At 50.6% G+C, this 15,995-nt stretch carries 10 protein-coding genes and 3 pseudogenes; 11 read left to right on the top strand and 2 right to left on the bottom strand.

What is annotated here, in order from left to right; all coding sequences use genetic code 11:
- Positions 1-301: 301 nt before the first annotated feature.
- From CDA54_RS02085 to CDA54_RS02055, 7 genes and pseudogenes are all read left to right on the top strand, one after another.
- Positions 302-1,402 carry a sensor histidine kinase gene (locus CDA54_RS02085; protein ID WP_099033352.1) on the top strand — a complete coding sequence of 367 codons (1,101 nt, stop codon included), beginning with the start codon at positions 302-304 and terminating at the stop codon, positions 1,400-1,402.
- Entirely contained in the window at positions 1,395-2,150 is a 756-nt protein-coding gene (locus tag CDA54_RS02080) for a LytR/AlgR family response regulator transcription factor (RefSeq protein ID WP_099033351.1), read from the top strand. The genes CDA54_RS02085 and CDA54_RS02080 overlap by 8 nt, the downstream gene beginning before the upstream one ends.
- Before the next feature lie 107 nt (positions 2,151-2,257).
- Complete coding sequence (locus CDA54_RS02075) at positions 2,258-3,106, top strand: MBL fold metallo-hydrolase (protein WP_099033350.1); 849 nt, start codon at positions 2,258-2,260, stop codon at positions 3,104-3,106.
- A gap of 234 nt (positions 3,107-3,340) precedes the next feature.
- On the top strand, positions 3,341-4,330 hold the full coding sequence (locus CDA54_RS02065; protein ID WP_099033348.1) for a serine/threonine dehydratase: 990 nt from the start codon (positions 3,341-3,343) through the stop codon (positions 4,328-4,330).
- Positions 4,331-4,417: 87 nt separating this feature from the next.
- Positions 4,418-4,588, top strand: a pseudogene (locus CDA54_RS19995) (hypothetical protein); the annotation flags it as partial.
- A 504-nt stretch (positions 4,589-5,092) separates the two neighbouring features.
- A pseudogene (locus CDA54_RS19990) lies at positions 5,093-6,064 on the top strand (methyl-accepting chemotaxis protein); the annotation flags it as partial.
- A 39-nt stretch (positions 6,065-6,103) separates the two neighbouring features.
- Positions 6,104-7,759, top strand: coding sequence for an amidohydrolase (locus CDA54_RS02055; protein WP_099033347.1), 1,656 nt, complete (start codon positions 6,104-6,106; stop codon positions 7,757-7,759).
- A gap of 2 nt (positions 7,760-7,761) precedes the next feature.
- Here CDA54_RS02055 and CDA54_RS02050 read toward each other — a convergent pair whose 3' ends face one another.
- Positions 7,762-8,607 carry a LysR family transcriptional regulator gene (locus CDA54_RS02050; protein WP_099033346.1) on the bottom strand — a complete coding sequence of 282 codons (846 nt, stop codon included), beginning with the start codon at positions 8,605-8,607 and terminating at the stop codon, positions 7,762-7,764.
- Between the two features lie 153 nt (positions 8,608-8,760).
- On the opposite strand from CDA54_RS02050, the gene gcvT reads away from it, so the two are divergent.
- The 3 genes from gcvT to gcvP all read left to right on the top strand — a co-directional run bounded on the left by gcvT (position 8,761) and on the right by gcvP (position 13,414).
- On the top strand, positions 8,761-9,852 hold the full coding sequence (gene gcvT, locus CDA54_RS02045) for a glycine cleavage system aminomethyltransferase GcvT (protein ID WP_099033345.1): 1,092 nt from the start codon (positions 8,761-8,763) through the stop codon (positions 9,850-9,852).
- 125 nt (positions 9,853-9,977) lie between these two features.
- Entirely contained in the window at positions 9,978-10,367 is a 390-nt protein-coding gene (gene gcvH / locus CDA54_RS02040; protein WP_099033344.1) for a glycine cleavage system protein GcvH, read from the top strand.
- A gap of 143 nt (positions 10,368-10,510) precedes the next feature.
- A complete protein-coding gene (gene gcvP / locus CDA54_RS02035; RefSeq protein WP_099033343.1) occupies positions 10,511-13,414 on the top strand; it encodes an aminomethyl-transferring glycine dehydrogenase in 2,904 nt (967 codons plus the stop codon).
- Between the two features lie 240 nt (positions 13,415-13,654).
- Here gcvP and CDA54_RS02030 read toward each other — a convergent pair whose 3' ends face one another.
- Positions 13,655-15,073 (bottom strand): alkaline phosphatase D family protein, encoded by a 1,419-nt coding sequence (locus CDA54_RS02030; protein ID WP_099033342.1) that lies wholly within the window; start codon positions 15,071-15,073, stop codon positions 13,655-13,657.
- Between the two features lie 601 nt (positions 15,074-15,674).
- Here CDA54_RS02030 and CDA54_RS02025 point away from each other — a divergent pair.
- Positions 15,675-15,917 (top strand): annotated as a pseudogene (locus CDA54_RS02025) (hypothetical protein); the annotation flags it as partial.
- Positions 15,918-15,995: the final 78 nt, after the last annotated feature.

The raw sequence follows: 15,995 nt of genomic DNA, 5'->3' as shown, positions 1-15,995 counted from the left end.
TTATCTTTGTAATGGTTATAGTGAGATAACCGCTGTTATCCGGCTCTAAGCTAGACCCTGCGCGCGCCCGGAAATACCAGTGATACGCCGGTGGTCCGAATGAAGGGATAAATAGGGGGAAACCTGTTACAACCGGACGGAACCTTTTTATGTAAGCATTTAAGCTACATTTAACTGTTTGAAAGTAATGGAGAAAATATCTTTCGCTGAGGTTTTTCTTTGACTTGATTTACGGGGTGTTTGCCTTTGCCCTGTGCTCTGGTGAATAATCAGCTTTTGACTCTTTTAAAGCAGTATTTTGATGTTAGGTTCACGGTTTAAGCATATGTCCGGCTGGCGTTTCTGGCTTGGCAATATCCTGTTCTGGTTACTGATGAATACCTATGCCGCTGATCTAGGCTATCGCAGCATGGCTCGTGCGGGGCAGGAAGTGGAATGGCTAGTTGTCTGGTTGTACTATTTTGGCTGGTGGATGCCCTGGGCAATTGTGACCCCATTAGTTCTGGCTGCAACCCGTGTCGTGCCTCTGAACTGGCAAAAGTGGCGACGTACTTTATGGCAACTGATATTGATGGCCATTGGCGCGTTTGTTATTTACCTGGCGCTGGCTGTACCAATGATTGCCGGGATTGAGATGAAGTCACTCGCCCCTGAGAAGGTGCTGGAAGCCTGGAATCTGATATTTGAGCGCAGTGCCTGGCACTTTGATCTGCTCACCTATATTGCGGTGGTGTCGATTGGATATATCACTCAATATTATGACAAAGCCCGCAAAGAAGAAGCCCGCAGCGAGAGCCTGTTGCGCCAGTTAGTACAACTGGAGCTGCAATCGCTGAAATCACAGCTCAATCCGCACTTTCTTTTTAACACTTTAAACACCGTTGCCAGTTTGATTCGCCTGGATGAGAAAGACAAAGCCGTAAAAGCCCTTAGCGAGCTCAGTCTGATGTTGCGAAAAGTACTTGAAAACCAAAGCAATCAGCTGATTAGTCTCACTCAGGAGATGGAGTTTATTCAAAGCTATCTGACGATCCAGCAGATGCGTTTTGAAAATAAGCTGGAGACAAAAGTAGAGGTTAATCCTGAATGTCTGAAAATGGATGTGCCCTTTATGCTGTTGCAACCCCTTGTTGAAAATGCAGTGCAGCATGGTTCACAACTCGAATCAGATAAAAACCAATTGTTACTGCGGGTTTGGTGCCAGCCCGGTGAGCTCCATGTAAAGCTGACAAATAAGGTGCCACAGAATGATGATCATCATGGTTTTGGTATTGGTCTGAAAAATTGCCGCGAACGCTTAAAAAAACTCTATGATGATAATTATCAGCTACGACTGACCGAACTGGAGAATGGCTATTTCGAGACTTACCTGATTTTGCCCGGCGGAGGAGAGGATGATTAAGGTATTGATTGCCGATGATGAAACATTGGCGCGTCAAACTATAGCGTTACTGTTAAAGGAACAACAGGACATTGGCGAGGTATTACAGGCCGCGGATGGCAATCAGGCCCTCAGCCTGTATCAGTCTGAGAAACCCGAACTGATTTTTCTGGATATTCAGATGCCGGGTCTCACCGGCATTCAGTTAGCCGAAAAAGTCGAGCCGCAATGTGTGATTGTGTTTGTTACCGCCTATGACCAATACGCGATTACCGCGTTTGAACTCAATGCCATCGATTACCTGCTTAAACCCTATGATGATGAACGATTCTTCAGGTCGCTGGATAAAGCCAGGGCGAGATTGCGTGAACATAATTTTGGTGATTACCGGCAGGTTGGCCAGTTAATCCGGCATATGCTCGATGAACAACACCGGCAATATAAAAGCCGCCTGGTGATTAAAGACCCGGGTCGCATCCGGCTGGTGGAAGTGGAACAGATTGACTACATTCTCGGTGCCGGGAACTATGCTGAAGTGCATCTGTTTGACGGTAAGTCAGTGTTGCATCGAGAAACCATGACCAGTCTGGAACAACAACTGGATCCGGCTATTTTTGTACGCATTCACCGCTCTTCTATCGTGCGGCGCAGCAGCATCTGTGAACTTCGACCCAATGAAAAAGGAGATTACACGGTGATCCTGAAAAGTGGCCAGCAACTGACCTTGTCCAGGCGCAACAAACATAAACTGGAAGAACTACTGGGGTAAAAAGATCCCTTTATAAATGTGATCGAAATTGCCACTAACCAGCTATAGTAAAACGCTAATAATAATGAACTAATGAACTAATGAACTAATGAACTAAGGAACTGACTATGCGCTTAATATTTCTTCTGTTACTCATCCCTTTTAGTCTGTTGGCCAATGATGACAGGTTTGCCGATGTCACCATTGAGCGGACTCATCTGGCCGAATCGGTGTATATGCTTACTGGTGCTGGCGGTAATATCGGCGTATCAGCCGGGCCTGATGGGGTGTTGATTATTGACGATCAGTACGCACCACTGGCGGAAAAAATAGCGGCCAGTGTGGCAGATGTATCGGAGTCTGATGTGAAGTACGTGGTAAACACTCACTATCATGGTGATCACACGGGCAGTAACAGCTGGTTTAAGCAGCATCATCATGCCACGGTCTTTGCCCATGATAATGTGCGCATCCGGCTTGCCAGTGATAAAGACCATCACCATGATGCCTTGCCTGTGGTCACCTATGAAGATGGGATTAAATTTCACTTTAATGGAGAGACGATTCGTGTAATGCATCTTCCGGCGGGCCATACAGATGGCGATTCAGTGGTGTGGTTTGAAAAAGCCAGGGTGTTACACACAGGGGACTTGTTCTTTGAGGGGCGTTTTCCATACATTGACCTGGGCGCGGGTGGCACGGTAGCCGGTTATATTACAAATGTAGAACGCCTTATCAGTATGCTTGATGAAGACATGAAAATTATATCCGGTCACGGCAAACTGGCCACTAAGACGGATTACCAGAAATCACTGGATATGATGAAAGAAACAGCCGCCTTTGTACTAACTCAGAAGCGTGCCGGCATGAGTCTTGAGCAACTGACTGAAAATGGGCTGGATGAAAAATGGAAAGACTGGTCCTGGAACTTTATTACCGAAGAAAAGTGGATCACCACCCTCTATAAGGGCCAGTAAGCTTTTAAAGTTGTCAGCACTCAGTTTTCAGACTGAGTGCAGCGCTGAAGGTATGCGATAAAGCGTCTGGTTCGTGGCTGAGAGCGGGTGACTGAAAACTAATCAATGAGCAGGTTCTGTCCAACACTTTTGATTTGTGTATACCCCAGGCAACACCTCTGTATAATGGCGCAGCATGACCGGTAATAACCTGCATGCTAAAGTAGTCGCTGTTTGATTGTTGCAGGAACACCTATGCCCCTAACCACCTTTGCCGATGTACGCTCTGCCAGTGAACGCATCCGGCCATTTGTGCACCGTACCCCAATCGTTAATTCCAGTTTGCTCGATGCCTGGCTTGGCCATCAGGTGTTTTTTAAGCTGGAATGCATGCAACGTACTGGCGCATTCAAGCTCAGAGGCGCGACAAATGTGCTGGCCTGGCTTAAAGAAAACGATCAGTTGCCTGAACGTATCGTTGCCAACAGCTCTGGTAATCATGCCCAGGCTATCGCCTATGCTGCCGCGTTGTTTGATATTCCTGCAACCATTTTCAGTACCGAAAACGTATCCCGGGTCAAAGCCGCGGCAACCCAATACTATGGCGCAGAGCTAAAGCTTTTTGCCACCCGTACGGAGGCTGATGAGGCGGTACGCCACGCCGCCGAACAGGCAGGAACGCTGTGGATCCCGCCCTTTAATCATTCCCAGATTATTGCCGGGCAGGGCACTGCCGCGCTGGAGGCGCTGGAAGACCTTAAACAAGTGGACGGTGTGTTTGCCCCCTGTGGTGGTGGCGGTTTATTGAGTGGTACGTTACTGGCAGCCAATGAGCTTTGCCCCCAGGCTGAGGTTATCGGTGCTGAACCGCTGGCGGCCAACGATGCCGCAAACTCATTGCGTGAGGGGCATATTGTGGGCCTTGATGGCCCGCCAACCACACTGGCTGATGGCGCTGGCACCCCCTCTGTGGGCGAGTTAACCTTTCCCTTATTGCAGCAACTGGATGGATTTTATGAAGTCGATGAAGTTCAGATTGCCTACTGGACACAGTGGCTGCAGCATCTGCTGAAGATTCATGTTGAACCCACCTGTGCCATGACCATGGCTGCGGTGGTAGGCTGGTTGCAGGAGAGGCCACAACCGGCTAAGGCGCTGGTCATTATCTCAGGTGGCAATATCGACGCTGCGAAAATGCAACAGGTATGGAGAGTTGATTATCTGGACCAGCCGCCGATACTGTAATGGTGCGATTCAGTTTTCCAGCGAACGATCTTTTAACCTCCAGGCTACGTAAGCTGGCTATTCATTTTCTCTAACAGTGGGTGCGCTATGTGGTTTAACGCCGAACGAAAGAACTGGTCCATGCTTTGTAACCTGGTTAACAGCCTTAAAGACGCCGCTCTGGTGATGGATAACAATGACCGGGTGCAACATGCTAACGCCAGTTGCGCTGAACTGCTGGGCCAGCCTCCCACCAGCCTTAAAGGCCAGCAACTGGACAGGTTTATACAACCTGCCAGAGCCGGAGATAAACAAGGCGTACATGCCACAAACCGCCACAGCAAGCTTTACAAGCTCCCTGATGAAACCATCCTGGAAGTGAAGTTTTCCACCCTGCAGCAAGATGACAAGACTCACCGGCTGGTGTTGATTGATCCTGTTGCAGAGCCCGATACCCTGACCCAGCTTAAGGAACAGGTGTTTAACGGAACCGATGAAGCTCTGGTGGTGGTGAATGAGTCAGACAAGCTGGTGCTGATCAATCAGACCGCACGCCGACTTCTGAATCTGGAAAATATCAAAGCCGGGGATAATTTCGCCGGCTCGTCTTTGGCCAGTCGTATTGCCAAAATCAAAGATAGCCAGACCTTAAAATCCGATGCCGGTATCAACACTACTATGCAGGTCAATGTGCAGTGGATTGAACTGGAAGATAAGATCTACAAGGCTATTCGTATTCAGGATATTTCCGCCTTTACTAATCAGTTGCATGAAGTGGAAATGCTCGGCCGCGTTGTGGCCAATACCAGTACTTCGGTATTGATCACCAACCCTGACGGATTAGTGGAATATGTCAATCCCGGATTTGAAGCCCTCACTGGCTATTCGCTGGCCGAAGTCAAAGGCAGAAAGCCGGGCAGCCTGTTGCAGGGTGAGCAAACCAATAAGGAGACCGTGGCGCGCATCTCCAGAAAACTGAAGCAAAAAGAGCCGTTCTATGAAGAGCTGCTCAACTATGACAAAAACGGTGAACCCTACTGGATAGTGCTGGCAGTTAACCCCACTTTTGATAAAAACGGGCGCCATACCGGCTTTGTCGGAGTCAGCTCCGATATCCGCGAGATTAAGAAGCAGGTGCTGGAACAACTGAGCCAGAAAGAGGCCATCAGCAGTCAGTCGGCAGTAATGGAATTTGATCTTCAGGGCAAGCTGACATTGTGCAACGACTACACACTGGAGCAGATGGGGAAGATCAGCTCGCAGGATTTTGCCGGTATTGTTGGTAATATTTTCAGCCATTTAACTGATAAAGAAGCAGCTGAAGTCAAAAATGGTGCATCGGCCAGTGTTACGCTGAAGCTGGAAAATGCGGCAGAGCAGCTGGTCACCCTCGAATGTATTGTCAAACCGGTGAATGACCTCAACGGCAAGCCGGAAAAGCTGGTGATGTTTGGTAATAATGTATCGCAGCGCAACCGGGTGATTGAAGATACCCACAGTGCCATGTCACAGGTACTGGACAGGATCCAGAGTATTGTTACCAGCATCAATGCGGTGTCTGATCAGACGAATCTGTTGGCTCTGAATGCGGCGATTGAAGCAGCCCGGGCCGGTGAGGCCGGTCGCGGCTTTGCGGTGGTCGCCGATGAAGTACGCACCCTGGCACAAAGTTCGAATAAGGCGGCTTCTGAAATTGGCGAGCTGATCACCGAGACCAAGTCTCACGTTGACGAGCTATCGACCTTTTTAAGTTAAACCGGCAATAATAACCATAATAATTAAGGAGCACCCGGTATGCGCCGAATTGTGTTGATACTTATTACCCTGATGATAACCGAGACCGGCGGTATCGGCCTGGCCCAGGCTGAACCGACCCTTGTGCATAATGTTCAGGGCTACCATATTCTGCCAGAGCAAGGCCTTAGCCGGTTTTCCGTGCTGGTTTTTGACAATGGCAAGGTGCTGGAGAGCGGTGATAACGCGTTACTGGAAAAATATCCACAGGCAGAAAAAATTGACGGGCAGGGCAACACCCTTTTACCGGGGCTGACAGATGCCCATGGCCATATTCTGGAGCTGGGAGAAAATCTGCTGAAAGTCGATGTGCGCGGCAGCCAAAGTGCCGCTCAGGCCGCACAGCAGGTAGCAGAGTTTGCGACCGCACACCCTCAGCAGGACTGGGTCACCGGCCATGGCTGGAATCAGGTGCTGTGGCCGGATAAAAATTACCCCACTGCGGCTCAGCTCGATAAGACGATTTCGGACAGTCCTGTTTTTCTGACCCGTGTTGATGTGCATGCCGCCTGGGTCAACAGTAAAGCCCTGGAACTGGCAGGAATCGATAAAAACACGCCCGATCCACAAGGGGGGCAGATCCTGCGGGATGACAATGGACAGCCCACCGGCGTGCTGATTGACAATGCTATGGGGCTGGTCAGTACGTTATTACCAGAACAAACCGAGCAAAGCCTGAATCTGGCGCTGAATACTGCTTCTGAGCATTTGTTATCCCTCGGGATCACCAGCGTTCATGATGCCGGCATCACTCAGCAGCAGGCCGAATTTTATCGTCAGCAGGATAAAGCCGGTGAATTATCGCTGCGTATTTATGCCATGCTCGCGGCCTCGGATCCACAGCTGGCACAAATGCTTGAGCAAGGGCCCTTTTCCAGCCAGGACGATATGCTGGTGATCCGTTCGGTCAAAGGCTTTGGCGATGGTGCGCTGGGCAGTCGCGGTGCTGCAATGCTGGCACCCTACAGTGACCAGCCCCATCACCACGGGCTGATGGTGACCGCAGAAGAGAAACTTCCGGCTCTGTTTGAACAGGTGCTGGGCCATGGTTTTCAGTTTAACTTTCATGCCATCGGCGACAAGGCCAATCGCCTGGCGCTGGATAACTTTGAACAAGCGTATAAAAACGTGGGCGGTAAGGCGCTGCGCCATAGGATAGAGCATGCGCAGGTGGTAACGCTGGAAGATATTCCGCGCTTTAAACAATTGAATATTATCGCTTCCATGCAGCCGGTGCATGCCACCAGTGATATGAATATGGCCGGAGACAGAATCGGTACCGAGCGTTTAAAAGGCGCCTACGCCTGGCAACGTTTTTTACAGCAGGGCACAGTGCTGGCCGCCGGTTCTGATTTTCCGGTAGAGCTGGTCAATCCCTTTCATGGCCTGCACGCCGCAGTGACTCGCCAGAACCATAAGGGCGAACCATTAGATGGCTGGCTCCCCTCGCAGCGTATGACCCTGGAACAGGCCTTGCGCGCCTTTACCCTGGATGCCGCCTATGCGGCTCATCAGGAACAGGTGTTGGGTAACCTGACCGAGGGTAAATGGGCTGACTTTATCCTGGTGGATCAGGATATTTTTGAGGTTCCGCCAGAAAGACTCTGGCAAACCCGCGCACTACAAACTTGGGTAGCGGGTGAGCGACAAGACTGAACTCAGGCCAGACGGGAGCGGATAAACTCAGCCAGTTTGCTGCTGGCCTGAGGGTGTTGTTCAGACTGGATAAATAAATTAATGCCCACTTTACCCAGGTTTGGCAGGGCCGGGTGTTTAAGCTCAACAAGTTCATCAGGCAGGGTACTTTTAGCCAGTACCGTAATACCCAGCCCCTCTTTCAGGGCCGCCGTGATACCGCCGATATCCGCATTGGTGTAACTCACACGCCAGCGCAGGCCACTCTGTTGCAGACTCTGACGCGCGCGCTGACGATAAATACAACCCTGTGGGGCAGCCACCAGGGCAATATTCTTCGCATCAAGCTGATAACCGGCGCGCGCCACCCAGATCAGTTCGTCCTGCAACAGGGTTTCCGGACCAAACTCTCCGGGTTCATTGTCCAGCGCCAGGATCAGATCATACTCCTTGCGCTGGTCCTTTCTGAGCAACGACTTACTTAAATCACAGCTGACTTCTAATGTCACATCCGGGTAGGCTTTGGAAAAATCGCCGATTATGCTGGGTAGTACTCTTGTGGCAAATTCACTGGGCAGACCAAGGCGCAACTGGCCGGTAAGCTGAGATTGTTCAAATTCACGCAGAATATCGTCATTCAGCGTCAGCATCTGCCGGGCACGGTGATAGAGCAACAACCCATCGGCATTGATCTGCTGCTTCTGACCCTGACGCTGAAACAGCCGCCGGCCAATTTGCTCCTCGAGACGCTTTATCTGCAGACTGATGGCGGGCTGAGAGCGGCCCAGGTATTCCCCGGCCTTGGCGTAACCGCCCATATCCACCACTGCTACCAGGGCCCGTAAATTATCCAGTGAAAGTTGTTTCATGTTTTTTGTAGAGTTTCAATCCCATCAGCTTTGCTAATTAAAACCAAATAATACATAACAAATTGTAATCATTCTATTAAGATTTCCAATTTGTTGCACCACAGGCAAGGGCCTATAATTCAGGCCACTTTGTCATCAATCTCAGGTAAGGCTATGTCAACCACTCCAAGCAAAACGGTATTGCACCCCAAGCACCTTGAAGCGGGCGCGAAAATGGTGGACTTTCACGGTTGGGAAATGCCGATCAATTATGGCTCCCAGATTGAAGAGCACCACGCTGTGCGCCGTGATGCCGGTATGTTTGACGTGTCGCATATGACCATTGTTGATATCAAAGGCCCGCAAGCCAAAGCTTACCTGCGCTATTTGCTGGCCAACGACGTTGATAAACTCAAGGTCAAAGGTAAGGCGCTGTACAGCGGCATGCTGAATGAACAGGGTGGGGTAGTTGATGATCTGATTTGCTATTACTTTGCCGATGATGATTATCGCCTGGTGGTAAACTCGGCTACCCGTGAAAAAGACATCAACTGGCTGAATAAAGTGGCCGAAGGGTTTGATATGCAGATTATTGAGCAATCAGATCTGGCCATGATTGCCGTGCAGGGACCCAATGCCAAAGAAAAGGCTGCGACGCTGTTCAGCGACGAGCAGAAAGCCGCCGTTGAAGGCATGAAGCCATTTTTCGGTGTGTTTAGCGGCGATCTGTTTATAGCCACTACAGGGTATACCGGTGAAGCGGGCTATGAAATTATGGTGCCGGCTGGTGATGCAGGAGCCTTCTGGCAGAAACTTCTGGATGCAGGCGTTCAGCCCTGTGGCCTGGGAGCCCGTGATACCCTGCGACTTGAAGCCGGTATGAACCTTTACGGCCAGGATATGGACGAAAATATCTCACCGCTTGCGGCAAACATGGGCTGGACCATTAGCTGGTTGCCTGAAGAACGCGAGTTCATGGGCCGCACCGCCGTTGAAGAATATAACCGCAGCGGCAAGGAAAAGCTGGTAGGCCTGGTAATGGAAGAAAAAGGGGTACTGCGTACCGGCCAGAAAATCAAGGTAGAAGGCGGCGACGGGGTGATCACCTCGGGCAGTTTCTCGCCAACACTGGGCCATAGTATTGCCATGGCCAGAGTGCCAACCCCGGTAGGTGCCAGCGCCGAGGTGGAAATGCGCAAAAAGTGGGTTACAGTAAAAGTCGTTAAGCCCAGTTTTGTACGTAACGGCAAAAAGGTTGAACACTAAATAACACGTTATGGAAAGTGGGGTCAGAGTAAACTTTTTTGCATTCGCAAAGTAGTTATGCCAGGCCAGGTAAAAGTTTACTCTGACCCCACTTTCCCCAAACAAAGAATAAAAGAGGAATCCCAATGAGTAATATCCCATCAGAATTGCGTTATGCCGCCTCGCACGAGTGGGTTCGCCCGGAAGGGGACGGTACTTACACCGTAGGTATTTCAGAACATGCCCAGGAATTGCTAGGTGACATGGTATTTGTTGAAGTGCCTGATGTGGGCGACACCGTCGCCGCCGGTGATGATGTAGCTGTAGCTGAATCAGTAAAAGCTGCCTCTGATGTGTATGCCCCGATAGGTGGTGAAGTGGTTGCCGTGAATGAAGAGCTGGAAGACTCTCCCGAACTGGTTAACTCTGACCCCTACGGCGATGGCTGGTTATTCCGCATTAAAGCCGACGATGACGGCGAGTTTAATGAATTGCTTGACGCCGAAGCTTACGAGAACAGCATCGACGAAGAATAAAACTCCAAAGGAAAAAGTGGGGTCAGAGTAAACTTTTCGGATGGACTAAAAGCTGTTCTGAACTGACTCTTAGAAAAGTTTACTCTGACCCCACTTTTTCTTTCTCTTTCCAATTTTAACTTTAAACCTGACAAGTGAGCCTTATGTCTGACTCTGTACTCTCCCTATCCCAACTGGAACAAAAGCAGGACTTTGTTCGTCGTCATATCGGCCCAGGACAGGCAGAAATTGCTGCCATGCTGGAAACCGTTGGCGCCGACTCGCTGGAGGCGCTGATTGAACAGACTGTACCAGCCGGTATCCGCCTGCCCGAGCCGCTGAAACTGGGCGAGAGTCAGACAGAAAGCGAGGCACTGGCCAAACTCAAAGCCATTGCCAGTAAAAACAAGGTATTCCGCAGCAATATCGGTATGGGTTACCACGATACTCATACGCCGAATGTGATCCTGCGTAACGTGCTGGAAAATCCGGGCTGGTATACCGCCTATACGCCTTATCAGCCGGAAATTGCCCAGGGCCGCCTGCAGTCGTTACTGAATTTTCAGCAGATGACCATTGATCTGACCGGCCTGGAGCTGGCTTCAGCCTCATTGCTGGATGAAGGCACCGCCGCCGCCGAGGCCATGGCACTGGCCAAACGGGTTTCGAAAAACAAAAAATCCAATCTGTTTTTTATCGCCGATGATGTGCACCCGCAAACCATCGACCTGGTAAAAACCCGCGCCGATCTGTTCGGGTTTGAAGTACAAACCGGCCCCGCCGATGTGGTGGCTGAACTGGATGTGTTCGGTGCCCTGTTGCAATACCCCGGCACAACAGGTGAGGTGCGCGATATCAGCGACCTGATTGCAGCAGTACAAAGAAAAAAAGGCGTTGTGGCAGTGGCAGCCGATATTATGAGCCTGGTGATGCTTAAATCCCCCGGTGAAATGGGCGCCGATGTGGTGCTGGGCAGTGCCCAGCGCTTTGGCGTGCCCATGGGTTACGGTGGCCCCCATGCAGCGTTTTTCGCCACCCGCGATGCGTATAAACGCTCTTTGCCGGGTAGGATTATCGGTGTATCCCAGGACAGCCGTGGCGAGCCTGCGCTGCGCATGGCGCTGCAAACCCGTGAACAGCATATCCGCCGTGAAAAGGCCAACTCCAATATCTGTACTGCACAGGTGCTGCTGGCCAATATCGCCTCTTTTTATGCCGTGTATCATGGTCCGGAAGGCTTAAAAACCATTGCCAGCCGCATTCATCGCCTGACCGATATTCTGGCCGCGGGCCTTAAGCAAAAAGGTTTTGAGCTGTTGCACAATAGCTGGTTTGACACCATCACGGTAAAAGTGGGCGGCGATGCGAGCAGTGATAAAGAAACCATTGTAAAACGCGCCCTTGAGAACAATATCAACCTGCGCACCGACCTTGACGACTTGCTGGGCATCAGCCTGGATGAAACCACCAGCCGCGCTGATCTGAATGCCCTGTTCAGCGTCTTTATAGGTTCGGATCATGGCCTTGATATCGACAAGCTCGACAACGCGCTAAGCGATAACAGCGATTCCATTCCTGCTGAGCTGATTCGCACCTCTGACATTCTTACTCATGAGGTGTTTAACAGCCACCACTCTGAAACCGAGATGCTGCGCTATATCAAGTCTTTAGAAGATAAGGATCTGGCGCTGAATCACTCGATGATTTCACTGGGCTCGTGCACCATGAAGCTGAACGCCACCGCCGAGATGATCCCCATCACCTGGCCGGAATTTGGCAAGCTGCACCCGTTTTGCCCCATCGATCAGGCACAGGGTTACCAGCAGATGATTACCGAACTTGGCGATGATCTGATTGAGATCACCGGTTACGACAATATCTCCATGCAGCCCAACTCCGGTGCGCAGGGTGAATATGCTGGCCTGATCGCCATTCAGCGCTATCACGAGAGCCGCGGCGAAGGGCACCGTAATGTGTGCCTGATCCCTAGCTCAGCCCACGGCACCAACCCGGCCTCGGCGCAAATGGCCAGCCTTAAAGTGGTGGTGGTGAACTGTGATAAAAACGGTAATGTGGACATGGCCGACCTTAAGGCCAAGGCCGAAGAGATGGCCGATAACCTGTCGTGCATTATGGTTACTTATCCGTCTACTCACGGCGTATATGAAGAAGGCATTCGCGAAATCTGCGATATCGTGCATCAGCACGGCGGCCAGGTGTATATGGACGGCGCCAACCTCAACGCTCAGGTGGCCCTGACCACCCCCGGCTTTATTGGCGGTGACGTGTCGCACCTGAACCTGCATAAAACCTTTTGTATTCCTCACGGTGGTGGCGGCCCTGGTATGGGCCCGATAGGCGTAAAATCACACTTAGCGCCGTTTTTGCCTAATCACCCAGTGGTAAACATACCCGGTACCGGCGAAAACAACGGCTCGGTATCGGCCGCGCCATGGGGCAGTGCCTCGATCCTGCCGATCAGCTATATGTATATCAAAATGATGGGTGGCGAAGGGCTGAGAAAGGCCACCGAAGTGGCGATTCTTAACGCCAACTATGTGGCCAGACAACTCAGCGGCCACTACCCGGTGTTGTATAAAGGCCGTAACGACCGTGTAGCCCACGAGTGCATTATCGACCTGCGCCAGCTTAAAGAAGCCTCCGGTGTCACCGAAGTGGATATTGCCAAGCGCCTGAATGACTATGGCTTCCATGCGCCCACCATGAGCTTCCCGGTAGCCGGTACGCTGATGATTGAGCCCACGGAATCCGAAGCCAAAGTGGAGCTGGACCGCTTCTGTGAAGCCATGATCAAGATCCGAGAAGAAATTGCCAAAGTGGAAAGCGGCGAGTGGAGTGAAACCGACAACCCACTGCATAACGCCCCCCACACCCTGGCGGATATTTGCGACGATGAATGGACGCACAGCTATAGCCGCAACATCGCCGCCTACCCGGTAGGCTTTGTGGGCAAGAGCAAATTCTGGCCCACGGTAAACCGTATCGACGATGTATACGGCGACAGAAACCTGATCTGCTCCTGCCCCAGTGTGGAGAGTTATCGGTAGGCAGAGGACAGAACCTGCTATTCGCAGTCAATAAGATGTTTAATGGATAGTCAGAGCCCACTTTACAGTGGGCTTTTTTATGCGATTCAGAAAAACCTTGTGTTGCGATTATCCGTAACCGGGATTGTCTGAAGTGGCAAATCCAATTGGAAACTGGAGCGGTCACCGTGCAGTGAGCATTGAACCAAAAGCAGATACATTTGGTTCAACGCCTTTGATCCCATTGATTGATTTTGTATTTCAGGCCTTAACATCTGCTCTTAGAGGTGTTGGAAGTTCGGGATCGACTTTTTGCTTCCAACTACTAACACCATTGCGCAGCTCACTGGCGCGTATGGTGATTGGATTGTCCCAAACGGTTTGCGCCCTAAAATTAATTACATTGAATTTTACTACTGGATCTTCCTGAGTGAGGTCGAACTCGAGTAAGCCAGCATTATGCCCCCCGGTGAATGGTTCACGCAGGCGAATCTCCGGTGTTTCAATTGGTTCTGGCATCGGGGTGTCCTGAGCAAGACCAGAGCTGGCAAACTCGTAAAGATCGTAGCCACCCTGAGCTGACCATGGAATACAGTTTGCCTCGGAGCGGTGTATATCCCCAGACATTAACAGCACGCCGCTGATATGTTGATCACGGATAAAATCAAACAGGTTATTACGCTCATGTTGGTAACTAGTCCAGTTGTCTTCCCCAAACGAGTCCGGATTGTATGACCAGCCGCCACCACAGATAAGCACTTTAAACGGCGCAGAGCTGGCCTTAAGCCCATCTTTTAACCACGCTAACTGTTCACTGCCAAGATGGCTCTTGTCCGGGCCATCTGGCTGGTCGTTAGAGTCTCGGTGATAGCGATTATCGAGGAAAAAGAAGTCTACCCCGGCATAATTGTATTGAAAGAACACTCCAGGAGATTGCTCGGTTCCATATGAGGGATTTGCCCAGTAGCGTTTAAATAGCTTTAAGCTTTCTTCCTTCATCGGATTTTCTTTACCGCTATTATTCAGGCCATAGTCGTGATCGTCCCAAATGGCTAATTGAGGAACTCGGCTACAAAATTCCTGGAGTTCTGGTACAGAGCGCTGGATTTTGTACAAGTCAGACATAATGCCTGGCTCTACCGTATCGGCGTAGATGTTGTCACCCAGCCAGCAAAACAAATCTGGCTCCCAACGATCCAGAGCGCTCCAGATGGGTTGATCTGGAAATTCTTGCCAGCGTGCGCAAGACCCAAAGCCAAGAAGGAATTTGGCGTTTTTTGCGGGGGCGGTTTTGAACTGGAAAGGAGGGACATTATCCATGTATTTCGCCGGTTTTCCATCGACCCACGGACGGTAGTAGTACTTAGTATCCGCTTCCAGACCTGAAATGTTGATAGTTGCAACAAAGTCATTTTCCGGGCCGGTTTGCATTTCTGGGCTGAGCCTGGCATCTGAGAGATCAGACTGCTTCCCATATTGTATGCTCACCTGATAGCGACCACTGGAGCGCATCCAGATGTTAATATCATTTTGGCCAACAGCACCCGCCATCGGGCCATGCAAAAGTCGGGGGTAGCCTGTGGCCGCAGCCAGTGCCTGGCGCCATGCTCCAGAAATTAAAGGTAACGTCCCGCCAGCAATGGCCAATGATTTTAAAAAATAACGCCGAGTTGTTTTCATAAGTTCTCCAGTGATAGGTCTTTGCAGCAAGTACTAATTTTGAAACCTTCGTTATGTTCGAAATGAAGCGGGTTATAGGTTTCGTTCCACTCGCGACTTTCATATTGGCAATTTCTGTTCGCAAAGCTTCGGGCAGTTTATCGACGCTATCGCCACCGCCATTACCATACCGCGTTCTCCAGCGGAGCCGCAGGCCGGCTCCCATTAGTGCTGACACTATCTGGTCAGGTAGCGCATCCGGCAAACCCGCTTCACTGAGAAGCTCTACTATCTTAGCTATGACACCGGAATTTCATGACAAAGGTGTTTTCGATCCTGTTTATGAATAATCCTTGCATGTATCCAGCCTGCTGCCGGTTTAAACTACTCAACAGTGAGGTGACAGAATCCATTAATGGAATATATATTACATAATGTAGTTTAACGGAATATATATATCAACCGTAAAGGAGCGCAAGCGACGTTAGTCTGGGGAGTTGCTGATGTAGTTAAGGAAGGGGAGCTGTGTAGTGGCAGACTCAGCTGAATCATCGGTTATTCGTTTGAGAGGCGTTATAGAACTGTTCTGAAACACTACCGAAGACAAAAAAACACCGAAGTGGATATCGCCAAAGTGGAAAGCGGTGAGTGGAGTGAAACTGGCAACCCACTGCATAACGCCCCCCACACCCTGGCCTATATCTGTGATGACGAGTGGACGCACAGCTATAGCCGCAACACTGCCGCCTACCCGGTAGACTTTGTGGGCAAGAGCAAATTCTGGCCCACGGTAAACCGTATCGACGACGTCTACGGCGACAGAAACTTGATCTGCTCCTGCCCCTGTGTGGAGAGTTATCGGTAGGGGATAAAATCTGTGCGAGGCAATGCAGATTGCTAGCAGGTAAATGCCGTAATAATAAAAACCCGCTATCCACGGATA

Origin of the sequence: Lacimicrobium alkaliphilum (assembly GCF_002591895.1) — a bacterium.
GTDB classification, from domain to species: Bacteria; Pseudomonadota; Gammaproteobacteria; order Enterobacterales; family Alteromonadaceae; genus Lacimicrobium; species Lacimicrobium alkaliphilum.
Note: the sequence above shows the minus strand (reverse complement) of the source record. Positions and strands in the feature narration are given on the sequence as shown.

Coding starts and splice junctions, on each gene's coding strand:
- CDA54_RS02030 (WP_099033342.1), bottom strand. CDS start 15,073: ATGAAAACAACTCGGCGTTATTTTTTAAAATCATTGGCCATTGCTGGC.
- gcvT (WP_099033345.1), top strand. CDS start 8,761: ATGTCAACCACTCCAAGCAAAACGGTATTGCACCCCAAGCACCTTGAA.
- CDA54_RS02065 (WP_099033348.1), top strand. CDS start 3,341: ATGCCCCTAACCACCTTTGCCGATGTACGCTCTGCCAGTGAACGCATC.
- gcvH (WP_099033344.1), top strand. CDS start 9,978: ATGAGTAATATCCCATCAGAATTGCGTTATGCCGCCTCGCACGAGTGG.
- CDA54_RS02085 (WP_099033352.1), top strand. CDS start 302: ATGTTAGGTTCACGGTTTAAGCATATGTCCGGCTGGCGTTTCTGGCTT.
- CDA54_RS02055 (WP_099033347.1), top strand. CDS start 6,104: ATGCGCCGAATTGTGTTGATACTTATTACCCTGATGATAACCGAGACC.
- gcvP (WP_099033343.1), top strand. CDS start 10,511: ATGTCTGACTCTGTACTCTCCCTATCCCAACTGGAACAAAAGCAGGAC.
- CDA54_RS02075 (WP_099033350.1), top strand. CDS start 2,258: ATGCGCTTAATATTTCTTCTGTTACTCATCCCTTTTAGTCTGTTGGCC.
- CDA54_RS02050 (WP_099033346.1), bottom strand. CDS start 8,607: ATGAAACAACTTTCACTGGATAATTTACGGGCCCTGGTAGCAGTGGTG.
- CDA54_RS02080 (WP_099033351.1), top strand. CDS start 1,395: ATGATTAAGGTATTGATTGCCGATGATGAAACATTGGCGCGTCAAACT.